Annotated in this window: 20 protein-coding genes; 13 read left to right on the top strand and 7 right to left on the bottom strand. The window is 54.4% G+C overall.

The features are described from left to right. Positions 1-118: 118 nt before the first annotated feature. Complete coding sequence (locus WA318_RS12935) at positions 119-421, bottom strand: hypothetical protein (protein WP_336081661.1); 303 nt, start codon at positions 419-421, stop codon at positions 119-121. A 439-nt stretch (positions 422-860) separates the two neighbouring features. Here WA318_RS12935 and WA318_RS12930 point away from each other — a divergent pair, with 439 nt between their 5' ends. The 5 genes from WA318_RS12930 (at position 861) to WA318_RS12910 (ending at position 4,896) form a co-directional block, all read left to right on the top strand. After that, positions 861-1,334 carry a hypothetical protein gene (locus WA318_RS12930; RefSeq protein WP_258548778.1) on the top strand — a complete coding sequence of 158 codons (474 nt, stop codon included), beginning with the start codon at positions 861-863 and terminating at the stop codon, positions 1,332-1,334. A gap of 29 nt (positions 1,335-1,363) precedes the next feature. Beyond that, complete coding sequence (locus WA318_RS12925; RefSeq protein WP_181850384.1) at positions 1,364-1,858, top strand: hypothetical protein; 495 nt, start codon at positions 1,364-1,366, stop codon at positions 1,856-1,858. Between the two features lie 55 nt (positions 1,859-1,913). Continuing rightward, on the top strand, positions 1,914-2,717 hold the full coding sequence (locus WA318_RS12920; RefSeq protein ID WP_336081657.1) for a transglutaminase-like domain-containing protein: 804 nt from the start codon (positions 1,914-1,916) through the stop codon (positions 2,715-2,717). 54 nt (positions 2,718-2,771) lie between these two features. Then, positions 2,772-3,644 (top strand): transglutaminase family protein, encoded by an 873-nt coding sequence (locus WA318_RS12915; protein ID WP_336081655.1) that lies wholly within the window; start codon positions 2,772-2,774, stop codon positions 3,642-3,644. A gap of 517 nt (positions 3,645-4,161) precedes the next feature. Continuing rightward, complete coding sequence (locus tag WA318_RS12910; RefSeq protein ID WP_114099423.1) at positions 4,162-4,896, top strand: Crp/Fnr family transcriptional regulator; 735 nt, start codon at positions 4,162-4,164, stop codon at positions 4,894-4,896. A 23-nt stretch (positions 4,897-4,919) separates the two neighbouring features. Here WA318_RS12910 and WA318_RS12905 read toward each other — a convergent pair whose 3' ends face one another. Beyond that, positions 4,920-5,141 (bottom strand): hypothetical protein, encoded by a 222-nt coding sequence (locus WA318_RS12905; protein WP_336081652.1) that lies wholly within the window; start codon positions 5,139-5,141, stop codon positions 4,920-4,922. Positions 5,142-5,308: 167 nt separating this feature from the next. Between WA318_RS12905 and WA318_RS12900 the strand changes: the two genes are divergently transcribed. Further along, a complete protein-coding gene (locus tag WA318_RS12900) occupies positions 5,309-5,671 on the top strand; it encodes a hypothetical protein (protein WP_336081650.1) in 363 nt (120 codons plus the stop codon). Positions 5,672-5,896: 225 nt separating this feature from the next. On the opposite strand, the gene WA318_RS12895 is transcribed toward WA318_RS12900, so the two are convergent. Beyond that, the gene (locus tag WA318_RS12895; RefSeq protein ID WP_114099426.1) at positions 5,897-7,060 is read right to left on the bottom strand and encodes a hypothetical protein; all 1,164 of its coding nucleotides are present in this window, start codon (positions 7,058-7,060) and stop codon (positions 5,897-5,899) included. A 196-nt stretch (positions 7,061-7,256) separates the two neighbouring features. Next, positions 7,257-8,063: a TetR/AcrR family transcriptional regulator gene (locus WA318_RS12890; protein WP_336081647.1), complete on the bottom strand. Its 807-nt coding sequence runs from the start codon at positions 8,061-8,063 to the stop codon at positions 7,257-7,259. Between WA318_RS12890 and WA318_RS12885 the strand changes: the two genes are divergently transcribed. Then, on the top strand, positions 8,062-9,228 hold the full coding sequence (locus WA318_RS12885) for an efflux RND transporter periplasmic adaptor subunit (protein WP_114099428.1): 1,167 nt from the start codon (positions 8,062-8,064) through the stop codon (positions 9,226-9,228). The genes WA318_RS12890 and WA318_RS12885 overlap by 2 nt on opposite strands. Positions 9,229-9,239: 11 nt before the next feature. Continuing rightward, a complete protein-coding gene (locus WA318_RS12880) occupies positions 9,240-12,386 on the top strand; it encodes an efflux RND transporter permease subunit (protein WP_336081644.1) in 3,147 nt (1,048 codons plus the stop codon). 252 nt (positions 12,387-12,638) lie between these two features. Here the strand turns inward: WA318_RS12880 and WA318_RS12875 are convergent, their stop codons facing one another. Next, positions 12,639-14,228: an FGGY-family carbohydrate kinase gene (locus WA318_RS12875; protein ID WP_336081642.1), complete on the bottom strand. Its 1,590-nt coding sequence runs from the start codon at positions 14,226-14,228 to the stop codon at positions 12,639-12,641. 190 nt (positions 14,229-14,418) lie between these two features. On the opposite strand from WA318_RS12875, the gene WA318_RS12870 reads away from it, so the two are divergent. After that, positions 14,419-15,204 carry an HAD family hydrolase gene (locus tag WA318_RS12870; RefSeq protein ID WP_336081640.1) on the top strand — a complete coding sequence of 262 codons (786 nt, stop codon included), beginning with the start codon at positions 14,419-14,421 and terminating at the stop codon, positions 15,202-15,204. Between the two features lie 4 nt (positions 15,205-15,208). On the opposite strand, the gene WA318_RS12865 is transcribed toward WA318_RS12870, so the two are convergent. Continuing rightward, complete coding sequence (locus WA318_RS12865) at positions 15,209-15,940, bottom strand: FadR/GntR family transcriptional regulator (protein WP_336081638.1); 732 nt, start codon at positions 15,938-15,940, stop codon at positions 15,209-15,211. Between the two features lie 163 nt (positions 15,941-16,103). Here WA318_RS12865 and WA318_RS12860 point away from each other — a divergent pair, with 163 nt between their 5' ends. The 3 genes from WA318_RS12860 to WA318_RS12850 all read left to right on the top strand — a co-directional run bounded on the left by WA318_RS12860 (position 16,104) and on the right by WA318_RS12850 (position 19,025). Next, the gene (locus WA318_RS12860) at positions 16,104-17,090 is read left to right on the top strand and encodes an aldose epimerase family protein (RefSeq protein ID WP_114099432.1); all 987 of its coding nucleotides are present in this window, start codon (positions 16,104-16,106) and stop codon (positions 17,088-17,090) included. Positions 17,091-17,218: 128 nt separating this feature from the next. Then, positions 17,219-17,935: a FadR/GntR family transcriptional regulator gene (locus WA318_RS12855; RefSeq protein ID WP_336081635.1), complete on the top strand. Its 717-nt coding sequence runs from the start codon at positions 17,219-17,221 to the stop codon at positions 17,933-17,935. A gap of 190 nt (positions 17,936-18,125) precedes the next feature. Next, positions 18,126-19,025, top strand: a complete 900-nt coding sequence (locus WA318_RS12850) for an SMP-30/gluconolactonase/LRE family protein (RefSeq protein ID WP_114099434.1) — start codon at positions 18,126-18,128, stop codon at positions 19,023-19,025. A gap of 101 nt (positions 19,026-19,126) precedes the next feature. On the opposite strand, the gene WA318_RS12845 is transcribed toward WA318_RS12850, so the two are convergent. Continuing rightward, on the bottom strand, positions 19,127-19,891 hold the full coding sequence (locus tag WA318_RS12845) for a 2-keto-4-pentenoate hydratase (protein WP_114099435.1): 765 nt from the start codon (positions 19,889-19,891) through the stop codon (positions 19,127-19,129). Positions 19,892-20,171: 280 nt separating this feature from the next. Here WA318_RS12845 and kdgD point away from each other — a divergent pair, with 280 nt between their 5' ends. Further along, entirely contained in the window at positions 20,172-21,098 is a 927-nt protein-coding gene (gene kdgD, locus WA318_RS12840) for a 5-dehydro-4-deoxyglucarate dehydratase (protein WP_336081632.1), read from the top strand. Positions 21,099-21,205 lie beyond the last annotated feature (107 nt).

The raw sequence follows: 21,205 nt of genomic DNA, 5'->3' as shown, positions 1-21,205 counted from the left end.
TTCGAATGCGTTTCGGACGTTGCAAATTTGCAAACTGGCAATTGTCCGGGTCATGGATCGGGCCGACATCCAGACCGGCATCAATCAGGCGTGCCCGAACATGATGTCATCACGGACGTTATCCCGCTGGTCCGTATGATTTCGGCATATGCAGGGACATAATCAAGCCTGTCACGATGTTCTGACGATTTTCAGCCGAGTGCGTTATGTCGGTGAAATTGATCATAACGGTGTCAAGCTTCTCGCGAGCTGCTTCCTTTGACATTGTGCTGAGGTCGTGTGCCACCTGCCAGGGATCAAGTCCAAGCCTGGCTAACATGGAAAGTGTCGTGACAGGTGTTCCGTTTGAACCTGCGCCGATTTTTGTCTGCAAAAAACGGTCGTATCTTGTGTCGAGGCCGGTTGGTCTGTTTTCCGTCATGCCTGATCAATCCATGAAAATGTCTGCGCAAGGTCTCTGTCGAGAGACCTGATTTAGCCAAGATGGTTAAATCGCGTTTTGCTGACATTATGGACCAAGCCGGATCTGGAGGACTTAATGTGGATTAGTCAATCCGTTCATTAAGCTGCTTTGTGCATCTGGTTGGCTTTATGTTCTGGCCGAAAAATCCGAAATCCGAAGCCGGTTGCGTCGAGATGTGCGCGGACAATTCTCTTAAAGCTAACCTCGATTAGTTCGTTCGGCTCGCATTCGTTGTATAAGAATAGTCTTCATTGAATGTTCTGCGATGCCGGATCGAAGGCTACGAAGTGTGGGCTTGGATTCAGATCAAAAAGGTATCTTCCTGCGGGCTTTATGCAGGGTCCTTCTGGTCGCCGTATTTTTCAGTAATTTTCCAATCATTTGAAAAATGAGAGGCATGTTCGCCTTCGATATTGCGAGCTCCTCGAGAGGCAAAAGAGCAATTTTTCATCGATCTCTTTTTGCACACGAAAAAATCCGGACATTCAAGCCATTCATCTTCCTTTCAGGAGGACAAGACATGAACTATCCCGATTGGTTAAAGCCCTATGTTCTTGGTGCGGCTTCCGGTGCAGCTTTTGCAATGGTGGTCGGCTTTACATGGGGAGACTGGAAGACGGGCGGAGATGCGCGTCAGATGTCAGAAACAATGTCCCATGACAATGTGATTGCGGCGCTAGTGCCGGTTTGTGTTGCCAAGGCAAACGCGGATTCAAATCGCGAAGAAAAACTGGAAACGATCCGGGATGCTTCAAGTTACCGCCAACAAGAAGCCGTGATGGACGCTGGTTGGGCGACAATGCCGGGCACAGAAATTCCAAATCGTGATCTTGCACAAGCCTGTTTCGATGCTCTTGAACCAGAGCTGTGATAACCGCTGAACTCAAGGAGATAAACACAGTGTCTGATGAGAGAAATACCTCTCCCTTGCCGCCGGAAGCGACAGCTTTGGAACGGCGCGTTCTTGCGCATGAGCGGATATTGCAATCCCTTCTTGCGTTTATGTCACGAAGCGACCCCAAGTTTGTAGAACATCTGCAGGCCAGGTTCGTTTTACCCATGTCACGGGTGTCTCACGAGCATGACTACAAGGAAACAGACGAATACGCCGAAGATTTCATTCGTGCTGTCATGCTGCTTGAGGCGAAAGGCCTGTCAGGTGGTGATAAATCCAAACTGAACAGGAGTTCTGCCAACAAACAGCAAGGTGTTATCAGCCCTGCTCACGCCCCCTATGCAGAGCGTATCGAGCGCACCGGACGGGTTGAGCGCGTGCAACTGGTCAAGAAGAACAGTATCTGGGAAATCAGTGTGGATGGCGTTTTTCGGGCGCACTATCATGACCGGGAGCAAGCCCTTGCAGCTGAGGCTCTTGCGAAGCTGGCATTGTCATGAGTGCTAAGTGCGCGACTGTTCCGATGTGCTGCTCTGGTTGGTCAGGACAATACAAATGCGTCTAAGCATTGGATGCCATTTTCAGTATGAGCTGCAGCAGATCACACCAATGATTGCCCTGTTGAATGTGCATCATTCCCGTGTGGATGATCTGGAGGGCGAAGATTGCCTGCAGACAGTCCCGGAAGTGGTGCAAACGCCATATGTCGACGGGTTCGGGAATATCTGCACGCGTTTGATAGCGCCGGTTGGAACATTTGTTCTGAAGTCAGATGGAACCATCCTTGATGATGGTTCCGAAGATGAGCCATGTCAGAACGCGGAACAGCATGCGGTCGAAGATTTGCCATCGGATGTACTGGTTTATCTGCTTGGCAGCCGGTATTGCGACACAGATCTTCTGTCAAATGAAGCCTGGCGGCTTTTTGAAAATACGACACCAGGATCCGTCAGGGTCAGAGCGATATGTGATTTCGTCCATCAACATATTGCGTTTGGATATCTGGACGCACGCGCGACGCGCACAGCGTCCGAGGCGATGTCCGAACGACGTGGTGTTTGCCGCGACTACACACATCTTGCGATCACACTGTGCCGCTGCATGAATATACCGGCACGATACTGCACCGGATATCTTAGCGATATTGGCGAACCTCTTCCGCATCCGAGCGGTGACTTTGCTGCATGGATGGAGGTGTATCTTTCGGGCAGATGGTGGGTTTTCGACCCCAGAAACAATTCCCCGCGGATCGGGCGTGTCCTGATCGCCAGAGGACGCGATGCGGCCGATGTGCCGTTGCTGCAGACCTTTGGCGAAAGCACGTTGCGTGACTTCCGGGTGTGGACAGAAGAAATATGATGCGTTGCCAATATGGATCTGAAGAACCCTGTTGCGGGGTAGTGGGGCTGTCTTATGCTGTCTCTTGAGCTTATCCATTCAACGACCTATCGGTATCGTCGGCCGGTGTTGCTCGGCCCGCACAGATTGATGCTTCGCCCGCGCGAGGTGCGTGAAACGCGACTGGTTTCCTTTGATGTAAGGATGAACCCCGACACGGAGTTGATCTGGACGCATGATGTTGCCGACAATGCGATCGCAACAGCAAATTTCAAGGATAAGACCGATTATCTTGAAATTATAAGCCAGTCCAGGATCGAGATGAGTGCCACGCAATGGCCGGTTTTTGCGATCTCGGCTGATGCGTGCAGTTTTCCGTTCTCATATTCGGACAATGACTGGATCGATCTTGGTGCTTTGACAGCACAGCATTATCCCGACCCGCAGGGACGGCTATCAGAATGGGTGAACAGTTTCATTTTCGGGTGCCCGACAGACACGCTTTCGTTGCTAAAGGACATTAGCGTCGGGATTTCCCAGAGAACGATCTATCAGGTGCGCGAGAGCGAGGGCACGCAGACGCCGCTTGAAACGCTTGATAAACAGGAAGGGTCGTGCCGCGATTTCGCTGTCTTGTTTGTGGCGGCGGCGCGGTGCCTTGGACTTGGGGCACGTATTGTGTCAGGGTATCTGGTGAACACGGGTGGCTGGTTAAGCGGATCGGACGGTTCGGGGTCTACCCATGCGTGGGCCGAGGTGTTCCTTCCCGGTGCGGGGTGGGTCGCTTTTGATCCTACAAATCGGAGTGTCGGTTCTGGCAACCTTATTGCGGTGGCAGTGGTTCGTGAAATGAAACAGGCCGTTCCGGTCGCCGGTCAATTCACCGGGGGCAATGATGCCCTTCTTGAAATGAGCGTTGCGGTCAGTATCACGGTAACAGAGCGCTAGTCAGATAACGGCAGGCCAACCGCAAACAACCACAAAAGCCGGGTTGGCTTTGCTGAAAATGATGGGGGCAAGCATCCCCAAACGACTTGGTTTTCTTGCCTGCGAACGTGATTATCAGAGTTTCAGCCTGTTGCCGCCCTTGATAATCCTATCGATCAGGCTGTTGACTGCCTGATGGTCTGTTTGGACTGAAATGTGGGGCGGCACTGCAACATGTGCGTTTTTGGCATCCTTAAGAATGCCGACAATATCCTCTGTGCGGAGAATTCCGAGATCGCCCAGGCATAATAGAGTAGACTCGCATATCGAGAGTGCCGCAGATCCCTGGATCTCCATCGAATAATTCATGGTTCGTGCCCTCTTTTAAGTTTTGGTTTGAAGAAAAGCGATTTGGACGCTGCGTTTTCATACCATCACTTCGTTTCTGCGCTGCATACACAGGTTAGTCTGAGCAAGGATATTCTCATATCACTGCGACACTGAGGGGCTCCGATATTCCATGAGGAGACCGGGTTTGATGATTTCCCCGACCGAGGCAGTTTCAAAGAAGCTGAAAAACTATATCGACCTGACCGATCAGGAACTTGGCACACTTGCTGGAATGCCGGGCAGGTCGTTGATGATTCCTGCGGGCGAGGACATCGTCCACGAGGGGCAAAGCGGTCATCGTGCTTTCATTCTTCAGGACGGTTGGGTGATGTCCTACAAGTTGCTTCCCGAAGGTGCGCGACAGATCATTGACTTTCAGGTGCCCGGTGACTTTCTGGGGTTGCGCAGTTTGCTGTTACGTACGTCCGATCATAGCTTTGAAGCGGTTACGGATGTACGGGTCGCCGAAGTCAAGGCACATGACATGCTGTCGGCTTTCTCATCTTCACCACGACTGGCGATGGCGATCCTGTGGGCGGTGTCCTGCGACGAGGCGATGGTTGTGGAACATCTCGTTAATATCGGAAGGCGCTCGGCGATTGAAAGAACCGCGCACTTCCTTTTGGAACTTGGTGCGCGGCTCAGGCTAATTGGTGTCGGTACTGCACAGGGATATCCCTGTCCTTTATCGCAATATCAACTTGCCGATACGCTCGGGCTGAGTGCCATTCATATCAATCGCGTCTTGCGCCAGTTGCGCGAACAGAAGTTGGTGACTTTCCAAAAGGGACTTGTTCGCTTCGATGATCTGGAAAGGTTGACGGCACTTGCAGAATTCGAAATGGGCTATCTGGATCAGATTGGTCCCATCCTTGTAAAATAGGCCATTTGGCGCGTTGCGTGTGCTTAAGAGAAATCTTTGCCAGCCATCCATTTTTCAACGTCGGCAACGGCTTCTTCCTCGGAAACCGCCCTGCGAATTTTGATCATGTTGCAGAGCTGACCCTTGGTTTTGATGGTCGATAGATCGTAGTGTGTCAGGAAGTTCCACTTCTTTTGGGCGTCGGCAAGATACCCTTTTTTCCGGGTGACTGTATCGGATGTTTCGCCACCTTTAAATCCAAACATGATTTTTCCTTTTATTTATTTGTGAATTTTGATCTTTCTTTGTGGTTTTCATTATGAATGAATTTTAATTTCAGAAGCTAACCTATGATATTTATTTTGTTTTTATTTCATGAGATTGTTCTTATTATTCAAGTTTTATTCTCTTAATATCAAGAAAGTTGGTCGTCATGAATACGACAAGAACAACACATAAAACATACGCGTTTACCCATCCGTTCAGCCTGGACGGTTACGCCCAACGCTTTCTGCCGGGGCTTTACAGCATAGAGATAGAAGAAGCGTTATCGTCACGGCGTGGTCGTCTTGATTTCAGGTGGGTTAAGTCACGTTTGTATTTTACTCCCAAATCGGGGGCTCCGATCGAGATCGGCGTCTGCGGCATTGATCCTGATGATTTTGATCGGGCAGCCCTGCAAGATGGAGCAAGGTATTTGAAGGATCATCGCACAGTACGAGGCCGCTCGAAGATTTCTCCGTTTGATCGCCTTGCAATTGAACGCAGTGAGAATGAGGGGATGTCGGTCAAGTAGACGTGTGGAATATTCTTGTATCAGGCGATTGAGATCAGGGGCGTCTGGCGATGTGATGCTCCGAATTCTTTGCCCGATTTCAGGCCTGAAATCCGAAATGCGCGCCGTGAAACACCACTATGGCCCGGATATTCCGGCAACAGATCACAATCAGGAAATCACAATGCGGTTGCACGGGCCGACAAGGATATCAGGGGTATCCTGGGCATGCGGGGCTTTCAGGGCCTAGCTGCCATCAGCTGTTCGAAACACGGTCATGCCATTCACAACCACCCGGCCATCTGGCAGCAGCTGTCCGTCATATTCGGTCGTCCCTTGCGGGCCGGGACGTCCGGCGGCAAGGCCATTGACCGCAAAGGGCAAAAGAGCACCCAGAAGGGTCGGGCTGTCAGGGGTGCCCAGCAGGTCAACCAGCTTGTCCTGTCCCAGCAATTTGAAATCAAATTCACCGGCAAAGCCATAGCGTGCGGCAGCCTGGGCAATGAATTCGCCCGCCCCCAATGCCTCAAGACCGCGCGATTCCACATAGAATTCGTCGACCTTGACCGGCGCCCCGTTATGTGCGGCCTTTTGCCACAGGGCATCGCCAATCTGGCGACGGGCAAGGCGCGGGGCGGTGCCGGTCAGAATATCGTGGAAGCCTTTTTCAATGATCGGTTTGGCATCGCTCCAGGGCAGGCCGGTGCTGCTGCTTTTGACGCGCACGGTGCGCGGCTGAAACAGGCTGGGTAACCAAAGCCCGTCATGGGCATAATCCAGATGGGTCTCGCCTGCTTCGCCGGGATAAAGGGTAAAGCTTGCCGATTTGATCGACCCCATTTTTTCCCGGTTGGGGCCGGTCCATTCCGCACCCTGCCATGCAATGCGCGCCAGTTCGGGCAACCATTGCAGGATCAGACCATTCATCATCCAGTGTTTGCGCGTGATCGGTTCTTCCCCGATCAGGAAATCGGCAAAGCCGTCAAAAGTCATCGGGGCGTTGCGGGCAATATCCCAGCGCAGATACCCGCCCGCGTTGCGAAGGGTCAGCTCGCGCCGGTCGCTGGCAGCTTCGGCATCCATTCTGGCGCGCTCAGGAAGCTTGATATCAAGATCGATATGATCGGGATTGTCGGTATCGCGCACCGTGACATTGACACCGTCCATCAACAGCTCGCGCGCCGTTGAATAGCCGCGAAGATCAAGGGATATGCCGTCATATGTCAGGGTGACGGCATCGCCGTCTATCAGGCGTGCATCGGTTTCGGTTGCCGCAATACCCGATTGCATCAGAATGGCATCAATGGCGTTGCGTGCCTTTTCGACAGTAATCGCCTGGGCGCGCGTGTGCAGTGCAACGAGCGAAATTGCACAGATACCAAATCCCAACAAAGCGTGGCGCACGCGCATAAGGTGATGCCCCTTGACTGGATCGGTCCGGACAGATGGAACGATCAAATTGCGACAGGTTGTATTGTTTAGCGCAATTTTGGTGAAGATAGGGCAAATTTCACCAAAAATTATGTGTCATCTGACGGCAACTGACAGGATGCTGTCAGGAGGGGCGCGTTACAAACAATTGAGTTTGATCACAAACAGGGGGAGCTCAGTTGCCACATCCGAACGTTTTGCGCTGATCGTCGGTCGCAATTCCGCACAGGAAGATATTCACAGCGCGCGATACGCGATTTTCGATTTCGCTGTCTGTCATTGGCGGTCGTGGATGGTGTTTCATGACGCGTGATTGCCAGTCGCCGATCACCATGGCCTCGAAGATCTCGGCTGCGTGATCCGGATCATCAATGTGGATACGACCAAGTTTTTGCTGGCGCGAAAGATAATCGGCAAGGTGTTTGCGGGTACTGTCAGGGCCGATCTCGAAGAACTTTTCGATCAGGGGTAGAAAGTGCTGGCCTTCTGAATACAGAATTTGAGTGAAGCGGGCGACTTCCTCGGTTACTATCTTGTTGGCCAGTTTGGTTCCGAAGTCCGTCAGGGCATCACGAGGAGGGAGATCGGTTTTCAGCGAAATTTGAAGTTCCGCGGAAAATTCCACGCATCGTTCTGTCATGACGGCCTCAAGCAGGCCATCCTTTCCGCCGAATGCTTCGTAAAGGGTTGTACGAGAGCCACCCGACTGCGAAATGACATCATTAAGTGTGACGCCAGCGAACCCTCGCTCTAGCAGAAGTTGCCAGGCCGCATCCATCATGGCGCGCCGCCGCGCAGACCCGCGAGAGGATTGTTTTTCAAACTTTTCTGGCGTTTCACTCATGATTATTGGTTCTGTTGTTTTTGGCTCTTGATCGTGCAGTGCACAATGTGTACTGTACCGTACAGTATTTCGAAAAGCAATGGCAAAGCGTCCTTGAATGCTTTGCACAGGACTTAGAAGGAAAAGCATTTTGTCCATGCGATCTTGTTTAAAATTTGCCGGGATGGCTGCGCTTGCCTTGATGGTCGCTGCCTGCAGCGAGCAAAAAGAAGGTGGTGAACAACAGGCGGCTGCGCCTCAGCAACAGCCCGCAACGCCGGTTGGTACCGTCACCCTTGAAGCCCAGACCGTCGGTCTTGTCGAAGAAATGCCCGGTCGCACGATTGCTTTCCGTCAGGCTGATATCCGTCCTCAGGTGGACGGGATCATCAAGGAGCGCAACTTCACCGAAGGCGGTTTTGTCGAAGCCGGTCAGCAGCTCTATATGATTGATCAGGATGTCTATCTGGCAAAGGTCGATGCCGCACAGGCCGAACTGGCCCGCCAGAATGCGACCTATGAACAGGCGGTCAAAACCCGCAAGCGTTATGATCCGCTGATCAAGTCGCAGGCTGTCAGCCAGCAGACCTATGACGATGCGGTTGCCGCCGAAGCACAGGGCAGGGCATCTGTTGCCGCAGCCCGTGCCGAACTGGAACAGGCGCGCATTGATCTGGCCTATACCACGGTTACCGCACCGATTTCCGGTCGCATCGGTTCGTCCGATTATACCGAAGGTGCGCTGGTAACGGCCAATCAGTCGGCCAAACTGACCACGATCACCCAGCTTGATCCGATTTATGTCGACGTCACCCAGGCGGGTGGCCGTCTTCTCAAGATCAAACAGGCCATCGCCAATGGTCGCATCAAGGGTGTTGAAAACGGTCAGGTCGAAGTTTCCCTGATTATTGATTCTACCGGGGCGGAATATCCGCACAAGGGAACCCTGCAATTCTCGGATGTTACGGTAAATGAAACCACCGGGACCATTCGTTTGCGTGTTGTCTTCCCGAACCCGGATGGAACGCTTTTGCCGGGCATGTTTGTGCGCGGTCAGGTCCGTCAGGGCCACCTCGAAGGTGCATTCCTTGTGCCGCAAAAAGCAGTCATGCGTCGCCCGGACGGGTCGGCTTATGTCTATGTTGTCGCGGATGGAAAAGTCGTCTCCAAGGACGTCACCATCGAACAGTCTCAGGGACAGAACTGGCTGGTTTCTGCCGGCGTTGAAGATGGCGATCAGCTGATCGTTGATGGTCTTCAGCGTGTCGGACCGGGTGCACCGGTCGCAGCACAGCCTGTCGAAACCGCCAAAGCCGCCGAATAAGGACTTATTCAATGGCAAAATTCTTTATTGATCGCCCCGTATTCGCCTGGGTCGTTGCCCTGGTGATTATGCTGGCGGGGGGACTTTCCCTGTGGCAATTGCCCGTGGAACAGTATCCGTCCATTGCGCCGCCATCTGTCGAGATTTCGGCAAGCTATCCGGGGGCGTCGGCCCAAACTGTTGAAAACACGGTTACCCAGGTAATCGAACAACAGATGAGCGGTCTTGACTATCTGCGCTACATGTCGTCGAGCTCGTCGGCAAACGGTCAGGCATCGATCACACTGACGTTTGAACCCGAAGCCGATCCCGACATCGCACAGGTTCAGGTCCAGAACAAATTGCAGGCTGCAATGTCGTCGCTTCCGACCGAAGTGCAGCAGCAAGGCGTGAATGTCAGCAAGTCTTCGGGATCGTTCCTGATGGTTGTCGGCTTTGTGTCTTCTGACGGTTCGATGAATGCCGAAGACCTTTCGGACTTTGTCGTCTCGACGGTCGAGGATCCGCTGGGTCGTGTGAATGGCGTTGGCTCGGTCACCGTGTTCGGTGCCCAGCACGCGATGCGCATCTGGCTCGATCCGAACAAGATGCTGTCCTATAACCTGACGGTTTCAGACATCAGCGCGGCGGTCGAAGCCCAGAACACCGAAGTCACTGCCGGTCAGATCGGTGGTGCGCCGTCGGTTCCGGGGCAGCAGATCAACGCGACCATCACCGCCCAGAGCAAACTGCAGACGGTTGATGAATTCGCCAACATCCTGCTCAAGGTCGAAACCGATGGTGCGCAGGTGCGTCTTGGTGACGTTGCACGCATCGAGATCGGTGGCGAAAGCTATGACGTGGTTGCCCGCTACAATGCCCAGTCTGCAACGGGTATTGGTATCTATCTGGCAACCGGTGCCAACGCGCTTGATACCGCCGAGGCCGTCAAGACCCGTCTTGCCGAACTCAAGCCGTTCTTCCCCCAGGGGATCGAGATCGTCTATCCGTATGACACCACCCCGTTCGTCAAAGTGTCGATCGAGGAAGTTGTTCATACCCTGTTTGAAGCGATCATCCTCGTCTTCCTGGTGATGCTGCTGTTCTTGCAGAACTGGCGGGCAACGCTGATCCCGACGATTGCCGTTCCGGTGGTTCTGCTTGGAACGTTCGGTGTCCTTGCGGCCTTTGGCTATTCGATCAACACACTGACCATGTTTGCCATGGTTCTCGCCATCGGCCTTCTGGTGGATGACGCGATTGTTGTGGTCGAAAACGTTGAACGTGTGATGCATGAAGACGGACTTCCGCCGCGCGAGGCAACGCGGAAATCCATGGGCCAGATCACCGGTGCCCTGATTGGTATTGCGCTGGTTCTCTCAGCCGTGTTTGTGCCGATGGCCTTCTTTGCCGGATCGACGGGGGCGATTTATCGCCAGTTCTCGATCACGATTGTTTCGGCAATGGCCTTGTCGGTTGTTGTGGCGATTGTCCTGACACCGGCACTTTGCGCGACCATGCTCAAACCGACCCATGTCGACCCGCTGACGAAAAAAGGTCCGTTTGGCTGGTTTAACCGTGGTTTTGATAGAACCAACCGGTTCTATCAGGGCAGTGTCGATCATGTTGTTCACCGCAAATGGCGTTACCTGATTGTCTATGGGGTGCTTGTCGGCGGCCTTGCCGCCTTGTTCATGCGTCTGCCGGGCTCGTTCCTGCCAGACGAAGACCAGGGCATCATGTTCTCGATGGTTCAGCTGCCTGCTGGTGCATCGCAGGAACGCACGGTCGAGGTTCTCCAGAAGCTGGAAACCCATTTCCTTGAGAATGAAAAGGAAAACGTACAGGGTCTGTTCACGGTTGCCGGCTTCTCCTTTGCCGGGAGTGGTCAGAACGCCGGTATCGCCTTTGTCAACATGAAGGACTGGTCTGAACGTACTCGTCCCGATCAGGCGGTTGGTGCGGTCATCGGTCGTGCCTATGGGGCCTTTGCCCAGATCCGCGAAGCCATGGTCTTTGCCTTTGCTCCGCCTGCGATTATCGAGCTTGGCACTGCCAACGGCTTTGACCTTCAGCTTGTCGATCGTGGCGGCAATGGTCACGAAGCCCTGATGGCAGCCCGTAACCAGCTTCTGGGAATGGCTGCACAGGACCCGCGCGTGGTCGGTGTGCGTCCGAACGGTCTGAATGACATGCCGCAATTCAAGATCAATATTGATCAGGAAAAGGCAAGTGCGCTTGGCATTAACCTGTCCGACGTCAACCGGACGCTCGCTGCGGCCTGGGGGTCGAGCTATGTCAACGACTTCATTGAAAATGGCCGTGTTAAGCGCGTTTACATGCAGTCGGATGCGAAATATCGCATGATGCCCGAAGACCTTGATTACTGGTATGTCCGCAACAATCAGGGCGAGATGGTGCCAATTTCGGCATTCTCGACCACGAACTGGGACTTCGGCTCGCCGCGTCTGGAACGCTTTAACGGTCTGGCATCGCTCAACATTCAGGGTGCATCCGCACCGGGTGTTGCATCGGGTGATGCGATGAAGGCCATGGACGAACTGGTTGCGAAACTTCCGGGTGGTATCGGCCTTGAATGGCAGGGACTGTCCTATGAAGAACGCGAAGCAGGCGAGCAGGGACCGGCATTGTATGCCTTGTCCATGATCGTGGTCTTCCTGTGCCTTGCCGCACTGTATGAAAGCTGGGCCATTCCGATCTCGGTCATGATGGTCGTGCCGCTTGGTGTTCTTGGTGCCGTGATCGCAGCGCTTCTGCGTGGCCTGCCTGATGACGTTTACTTCCAGGTGGCAATTCTGACCACGATCGGTCTGTCGGCCAAGAACGCCATCCTGATTGTCGAGTTCGCCCGCGAACTTTACGACCAGGGCATGGGGCTTCTTGAGGCCACGGTTGAAGCGGCCCGCCAGCGTCTGCGTCCGATCATCATGACGTCGATGGCCTTTACCCTTGGCGTCGTGCCGCTGGCGATTTCGACCGGTGCCGGTGCTGCTGCCCGTGTGGCGGTGGGGACAGGTGTGATGGGCGGGATGATTGCTGCGACCGTGCTTGCGATCTTCTTCGTGCCGCTGTTCTTCGTCCTGATTGTTGGCACCTTTGCCAAGAACCGCTCCAAACGCGGGGACGTCAAGGCAGCCCACGAACATCCGGCTGAATAGGCGTAAACAAACAAGGCCGGTCCAAACCGGACCGGCCTTGTAAGGCATCGTGCTCGTGGCGGTGCAGAAATTTAAATCTGCATGATCCCCCGACCCCGCCGTCGCGCGTGCGTAAGAAAGGGCCGATGCTTTTGCATCGGCCCTTTTGTTTTGGCCCTATCCAAAAGGAGCGTCAAGCGCCTTTTGAACAGAACCCTCAGGGAGAAAGGCGGGCCGGGTGGCTCATGCCCGGCCCGAAATTGACCTTGCGGGTCAGTTTTTGCTCAGGGCATCAAGGGCTTGGCGATGGGTATGCATCTGATGGAAAATCGCATAACGGCGGTCATGATCGGCCTTTGCACCCGCATCGGGGGCATGAAGCGTTTCCTTGCCCGCCATCTGGCGGGCGGCCTTTGCCAGTCCGCCTTCGCTATCAAGGGCAGCAGCAGCCAGCATTGCCGAGCCCAGCAAGACCGGTTCTTCGCAATCAGACATCACGACGTGACAGCCGGTGACATCGGCATAAAGCTTGACCAGCACCTTTGAGGCGGTATGACCGCCACTTAGATGAATATGGGTGATGTCATAGCCGGTATCATTCAGCGCATCGATAATATGGCGGGTGCCATAGGCAATGGCACAGGCCGTCGCCCAGTAAAGCTTGAGAAAACTTTCCTCGCTTTGATCAAGTGTCAGGCCCGATATCACGCCAAGGGCTTCGGGATCGGCAAGCGGGGACCGGTTGCCATGAAAATCGGGCAAGACATGCAGGCGCGGGGCAAGATCGGTTTTTTCGCCCATCAGCGGCAACAGCTTTTCGCCCGCCAGTTTGTGGGCGTCGCGGCCCATATCGTGCGAAAAAGGATGCATGGCAACGATATGATCAAGCAGCGCACCGGTTGCCGACTGCCCCCCTTCATTCAGCCACAGCCCCGGTGCAATCGCCCCGAAATAGGGACCCCAGATCCCCTTGATAAAGCGCGGGTCCTTTGACAAGGCCATATGACAGGTCGACGTCCCGGCAATCATCGCAAAATGCTGATCAAGATCGCCATCAAGATATTCGCCAAGGGTGCCAAGCGCACCCGCATGGGCATCAATCAAACCCGCCCCGACCAGACAATTGGTGGTCAGGCCAAGATCAGCCGCACCTTGTGCATCAAGGGTTCCGATCCGTTCACCAACGGCAAGGGCCGGGGCATGCATGTTGATCTTGTCATTAAGGTCTTCCATGCCGATCACCGACAGGAAATCGTGATCCCATGTTTCATCCTGATGGGCAAGATAGGTCCATTTGCAAGTTACCGTACAGCAGGACCGCGCATTGCTTCCGGTCGCGCGGAAGGACAGAAAATCGGCAAGATCATAGGCCGCCCCCATCTTGTCCCATGCCGGTTTGTTGTGGCGTTTAAGCCACATCAGTTTGGGCATTTCCATTTCCGGGGACATGGTGCCGCCGATATATTGCAAAACCCGTGAGCCGGTGGTGGTGCATTCCTCTGCCTCGCGCACTGCACGGTGATCCATCCAGACAATCACATCCCAGTTATTGGCCCCGCCCGGTGTGACGCCCAATGGACGGTTATCCTGATCGCGGATGACCAGCGAACAGGTGGCATCAAATCCGATGGCGGCGATCTTTTCCGGTGCGACGGCCGATTTTTGCAAGGCGTCGCGCACGGACTGGCAAACCGACTGCCAGATATTTTCCGAGTCCTGTTCGACAAAGTCGGGTTTCGGCCGGTTCATCGCAATGGCATGGGCGGCACTGCCAAGCAATTTGCCATTGGCATCAAACACGCCTGCGCGCGCGCTGCCGGTACCGACATCTACACCGATAAAGCAGGTGTCCTGGGGACTCATGATGGGTATTCCTCCGCATTTCCCCGGCTTTCAGGTCTGCCCTGATTGCCGGATGTTCTTTTGGTTGGCCTCTTTCATCCTGATTTGATCAAAAGTTCAATAGTTGGTCAAATGTTCATTTTTATTGACGCTGAAACATTTCATTCGTTACGCTGCTTTCATCACACAAATGAAACAAGCCAGGTTCAACATGGCCACAAAAAACAATGATGGAAACGGATCGGGAAACGACGGCGGAAGCAAACCGCTTCCGGGTATCGACGATGTGCCGCTGACGACGGCATCAATTGCCAGGCTGTTTGACGGGTGCAAGATTGTCCTGTTTGATTGCGACGGTGTTCTTGTCGATAGTGAGCCGATCTCGCTTGCGACCCTTGTCGATGTTCTTGATCACTTCGGAGCCCCGCTGACTCTGGAAGAGGTCGCTGAAAGATTTACCGGCCGGTCAAGCTCCGCCCCGATTGATCACATTCGTGCCCTGACCGGGCAGGATGTCGGCGCACAGTTCAAACCGTTCTTTTATCAGAAGTTGTTTGCGCGCTATGAGACCGAGCTTTTCAGCATCCGCAATATTGACGCGGTCCTTGATGCGCTTAAGCAGCGCGCTATTGCCTTTTGCATTTCATCAAGCAGCTCGGTCGAGCGACTGGAAAAAACCATGACGGTGACCGGGCTTGGCCCGTGGTTTGAGGACCGGATTTACAGTGCCGACTTCGTCAGGAACGGCAAACCGGCCCCGGATCTGTTTTTGCATGCCTGTGCCGATATGGGCCATGCCCCGGCATCAACCATCGTGATCGAGGATTCCGTTGCCGGGGTGAAGGCGGCGGTGGCCGCAGGCATGAAATGCATTGGCTTTGTCGGTGGTGGTCATTATGCCGGTCAGGAAGAAATTGCTGCACACAGGCTTTATGACGCCGGGGCTGATATTGTGATTTCTGATATGGCGGTTCTGGTCGCCGCACTTGGTTCCTGATGTCTTATCGCTGGGTCAGAAGTTTCTGATAGCGGGTCTGGCTCAGGCTCAGGTGATCGCGCATGGCCTTGCGTGCGCCGTCATCATCGCGCGTGGCAATCGCATCGTAAATGCGGCGATGTTCGCCAAGGATCATGTCCATATAGGCCTTGTGATCTTCGGCCTCGGGCGGGCGGCGGCGCAGCTGTGCACGGGGGATTGTCTTGTCACCAAGATGTTCAAGGAATTCGGCAAAGCGGCGATTATTGGTAGCTGCGGCAATCGCGCTATGGAATTCGAAATCGGCCAGTGCGGTCGGTTCACCCTTTTCAACAGCGCGTTCCATTTTCTCCATGGCCTCGTAAATCTTGGCCTGCTGCGCGACCGAGCTGCGCGTGCAGGCAAGACCGGCGGCCTCGATCTCGACCGCCATGCGCAGTTCCAGAATTTCAAGTACGTCCGATACCTGCGCATAATCGACCGCAAAGATTGATCTGTCATTGGCCGGTGCCTGTGGCGCAAGAACAAAGACACCCGCCCCCTGACGCGGCTCCAGAAGTCCGTCGGCCTTAAGGGCGGCAATGGCCTCGCGGATGACTGTACGACTGACGCCAAACCGTTCGGTCAGAACCGGTTCGGTTGGCAGTTTGCTGCCCGGTTCGCGCTGACCGCTTTCAATTTCCTGCCTCAGGCTGGCAATGACCTTTTCGGTCAGTGAAACTTTTCGCGGCGTGTTTGACGCACTGGTCTTCTTCATTTTGCGTGTCCGATAAATCCGGTATAAAACAACCGGATATAAAAATGACAGCCCGGCGTTAATCTTTGATTGGCGCAATGGGCATTACCATCTTCACATAATCGAACGGAGATGGTGATGTAAAGTCATCATATGATTTTGGTTGGAATTGAGGCACCACAAGATGTCCAAAAAGGGCGACGCGGAATATCGCTGGAACAGCGGACCATTTCAGATCGGGATTGTTCCCCAGGGCGGGGCGATTTCCCGCATTGACTGGATACGCCCCGATGGTCAGGGCATCATCAATCTGTTACGTCCGGTGACCGAACAGGACATTGCATCGGGCAATCCTTCGAGCCTTGGCTGTTTTCCGATGGTACCCTTTGCCAATCGTCTGGCCTTTGCCGAGTTCGAGTTTGACGGTCGTATCGTAAAAGTTCCGGCCAACCGCCCGCCCAGTCCGCATGCCATTCACGGTTTTGGCCGGGGCTCGGAATGGAATATCGAACGCCCGACGGTCGACAGCCTGCGCTTCAATCACAAATATGACGATCCCGAAAGCGGCTTTGTCTATGTCGCCTGGCAGGAATTCAAGGTCACCGCACAGGATGTGACGCTTGAAATCGGGGTGCGCCATTTGGGCCGTACACCGATGCCCTATGGCATTGGCCTGCACCCCTGGTTCCCCGGTGGCGACGATGTGTCGGTTTCCTTTATCGCCACTGATTGTTTTGGCACGGACGAAGACATGTTGCCGACGACCCGCACGGTGATTGATCTTGGGCGCGATTTTTCGGACTCCAAGATGATCCGTCATAACCGCGGGCTGGATGTGCATTATACCGGCTGGCACCGCGAAGCGGACATGGTCTGGGAAGATGCCGGTTACAGCCTGAAAATGCTGGCAAGCGAGCGGTTCGGGAACCTGCAATTCTATATCCCCGAAGACGGCAAGACCTTTTGCGTCGAGCCGGTATCGCATGTGCCCAATGTGCATAATCGTCCGGAATTCAAGGAATTCGGGGATGTGCTGGTTCTGGATCGTAACCAGACCCTGTCGGGCAGCATGACATTGATCCCGACCTTGCTTGCGCGCCCTGATAGCGGGCTTGTCGATGACGATGATATCGCACAGCCCGAAAGCCGGGATTATTCTCTGGTAGACTGACCGTGCGATCATCTGTTGGCGCGATTTTTCGCCGTGGGATGGTGGTTGACGGGCTTTACCGCCGGGTGATTTGCCGATAAAACTTACAAGCAAGTTTTACAAGATTACAAGCAGGTCCGGGGGACGGAATGGCAGAATTGCTGCTCAAGGCTCAGAAACGCGAAAAACTTGCGGATCAGCTTTATGGCCAGATACTCGAACAGATCGTTTCGGGAAATCTGAGCGAGGGGACAAAGCTTCCATCCGAGAACGAGATTTGCGCATCTTTTGGCGTCTCGCGACCGGTGGTGCGCGAAGCATTGCGCAAACTGCAATCCGACGGGCTGGTCTATGCCCGGCAAGGGGTCGGATCGTTTGTTAAAAAGCGCCCGCCACAGGGCCTGATTGAATTTGGCGGCGTGAATGATGTTGCGGGCCTTTTGCGCTGCTTTGAAGCGCGATCCGCGATTGAGGGCGCAACCGCGCGGATGGCCGCCGAACGAGCCAGTATGCGTCATCACCGCGAAATCGAAGGTGCCCTTAAAATGCTTGAACAGGGTGTTGCCGCCGGGGACATCGCCGATAAGGCCGATCTTGATTTTCACATGGCAATTGCCCGCGCCAGTGGCAATGAAATCTTTCTGACCATCCTTAATTCCCTGCACAATGTGATGCAGAAATCGATGAATGTTGCACTGAATATCACCCGTTCCGGATCGGCTGAACGCGCCAAACGGGTACTGGCCGAACATCGCCAGATCTATGATGCGATTCTGGGACGGGACGGTGAAAGTGCCGAACTCATGATGCGCTATCACCTCCATCAGGCCCGCCAGCGCGTCACCGATCACGCCCGCGAGATGTAATTTTCCTAACATCGCGATCCGCGCCAAATCCCCGTCAGCTCTTTGCTTGCGGGCTTTTGGGGTTGGTGCACAGGCATGTCCTGGCCCAACTGACTGTCATTTGAGCGGGCAAATAATGTTGACAAGCAGCGACCCGGATGGGCACACCAGAGACCATCAAAATTGATCATATGAATTTATCGGGGGCTGCATGTCGGGAACAGATCACGGGCTTTATCAGCCGGAAATCCTGCGCGATGAAACTTTCACCTTGGCGGAATGCCCGAACTGGGATGGCCTGAAAAACCGGCTTTACTGGACAGACATCCTGAACGGAAAGCTGCATGCGCTTGATATCGAAACAGGTGACCGGCATGTCTGGGAATTTGATAGTGAACTGGGCTGTTTTGGCCTGACCGATGCCGGGCGGATCATTGTGGCCCTTCGCAAGGACATCCTGTTCCTTGATCCCGAAACCGATGAGCGCACCCCGCTTTGCAAGATTGAAGACGGGATCAAAAGCCGCACCAATGATGGCAAGATCGGCCCGGACGGGGCGTTCTGGGTTGGCACCATGGATGACAATGCCGACAAGCAGGCAATTGCATCGCTTTATCGCATTACAGCCGATGGCAAGATCGAAGAAAAAGCCAGGGGCTTTAAAATCTCCAACGGTATCGCCTGGTCGCCGGACGGATCGAAGATGTATCACTCCGACTCTCGCGGACCTTGGGTCAATCGCTGGGACTTTGATGTCGCGACCGGCGATATTTCCAACTGCACGCGCTTCCTTGATCTTGATGACACGCTCGGGCGTCCGGACGGGGCGGCGGTTGATATGGAAGGCTGCTATTGGTCGGCCGGTGTGTCGGCGGGCAACCTGAACCGCTTTGCGCCCGACGGGACGCTTTTGAAATCCATCCCGATGCCGATGCCCAACCCGACCATGCCATGCTTTGGCGGGCCTGATATGAAAACGCTTTATGTCACCAGTCATCAGGAAGGCTATAGCGCAGAAAAGCGTGCCCAGTTCCCGCATGCTGGCAAGCTGGTGTCGCTGCGCGTTGAAGTTCCCGGTGTGCCGGTTACCCGGTTCCGCGAAAAGGTCTAGATCGATTTTTGCCGGTCAAGGCAAAAGCCATGCGGCGATGTGCCGCATGGCTTTTCTGTTTTAGACCTTGTCGGCGTATACCGGCTAAACGCCAGCGCAGATCACGCCTTGCTGATCTCGGCCGTCACTGTGCCCAATCCGTCAAAGATCGCTTCGATCTTGCCATGCGGGGTGATGGTTGGAAGCGCGCAGGCACCGGTGGTGATGACGTCACCGGCTTTCAGGCTTTGACCGCGTTTGGCAAGGAAGCCGACCAGATATTCCAGCCCGCCAAAGATTTCCGGCCAGGCATCGGGATCATCATTGGTGGCAAGGACATTGCCATCGCTTTTGGTGGTCACCGTACCGCCGATGAAACCAAGGTCGCGCCAGCCGTCAATTTCCTGACCCAGCACGAAATAGCCGGTCGAATTCAGATCGGCCAGTGTCTGAACCGGGTCCTGTTTTTCGTGATAGCGACGGTCAGCAATCTCGATGGCCAGATGCATCGACTTGATATGATCGAGAATGTCGCTTGATGTCGCATCCGGGGCAGGGGTGCTTGCCATCACCACGGCAATTTCGGCTTCGATATTCGGGAAGTTCAGATCATTGGTCGTCAGTTTGGCACCTTCGCCAAGAATGCGGCCGTCAAGCAATGGGCCAACCAGCGGGCCGTCGGCACCAATTTTTTCCTGTGCCGCACGGGTGGCAACGGCAAGTTTCCATCCCGCCTGTTTTGCCCCGGTCAGGGCAAGTGTTGCATTCTGCACCTCATAGGCCTCGTCAAATGATTTCGGCGCAATGTCGGCAGGCAGCGGTTCAATCAGCGTGTGATTGACAAAGGCATCGGCAAGAATGCGGCTGGCGGCTTTGATATCAGTCATTCCCGGTCTTCTCGGCTGTGAGGGTGAAACAGGTGATGGCCGACCCTAATCGGCTTTGTCGGTAAAGTCATCATATCAATCTGTACGATTCGCCATTTTATCGCCAAAAACCAAGTCATCATACCAAAGTGCAATGGTTCTAATATCGCCTTAAAAGCGGTGTGTGGCGCAGTTTTCTGCGCATTACAGGCCATTTTGGTAATATGTTTGACAAAGTAATATGATGAATTTATAGAGTCATCATAGTTATTTTGATCTATTCAGACTTGAAGGACGCTTGATGCATTATCTTGAGATGAAAAAGGCCATTGGGGCCGGGTTGCTTTCGTTCCCGGTGACGCCTTTTGATGCCGAGGGCAAGCTTGACCTTGATGCGTATCGCGCACATGTCGGCTGGTTGTCGCAATATCCCGCTACGGCATTGTTTGCAGCAGGCGGAACCGGCGAGTTTTTCTCGCTGACCCCGGCAGAAGTCGTACAGGCCGTGCGTGCGGCCAAGGAAGTTGCGGGCGATACGCCGATCATTGCCGGTTGTGGCTATGGCACGGCAATGGCGGTCGAACTGGCCAAAGAATGCGAAGCCGCCGGTGCCGATGGCCTGTTGTTGTTGCCGCAATATCTGGTCGGGGCGGAGCAGGAAGGTCTGTTTGCCCGCGTGAAGGCAGTCTGTGATGCCGTCGAGATTGGTGTGATTGTCTATAACCGGGATAATTCGATCATCACCGCCGAGACGCTGGCAAAGCTGTGTGACGTTTGCCCGAACCTGGTCGGGTTCAAGGACGGTCATGGCAATATCGAAATGGTGACCAAGGTCTGCACCCTGATCGGTGATCGCCTGTCCTATATCGGTGGTATGCCGACCGCAGAAGTCTTTGCCAAGGCCTATAAGGCCGCGGGTGTCACCACCTATTCATCGGCAATTTTCAACTTCCTGCCGCAGCAGGCGCTTGATTTCTATGACGCGCTGACCCGCGATGATGATGAAACGATGAGCCGCGTGCTCAGGGAATTCTTCTATCCGTATCTTGATATCCGCAATCGCGGCAAGGGCTATGCCGTGTCCATCGTTAAGGCGGGAATGCGGGTGATTGGTCGCGATACCGGTCCGGTTCGCAGTCCGCTGACCGATCTGACCGACGAAGAACACAACATGCTGGCCGAGGTCATCCGCAATGCCTATGGCGATGGTGCGTTGCGTATGACCTAGGCGGGTGGGCCGCAATGACTTGGGGCCTGCCTTTTATCCCGGCAGGTGGTTCTGCCGGGATCACGATTTGTGACGCCACAAAAAAAACAGGCGCACAGAATGACCAC

Source organism: Thalassospira sp. CH_XMU1448-2 (assembly GCF_037027285.1).
Taxonomy (GTDB): Bacteria; Pseudomonadota; Alphaproteobacteria; order Rhodospirillales; family Thalassospiraceae; genus Thalassospira; species Thalassospira profundimaris_C.
Note: the sequence above shows the minus strand (reverse complement) of the source record. Positions and strands in the feature narration are given on the sequence as shown.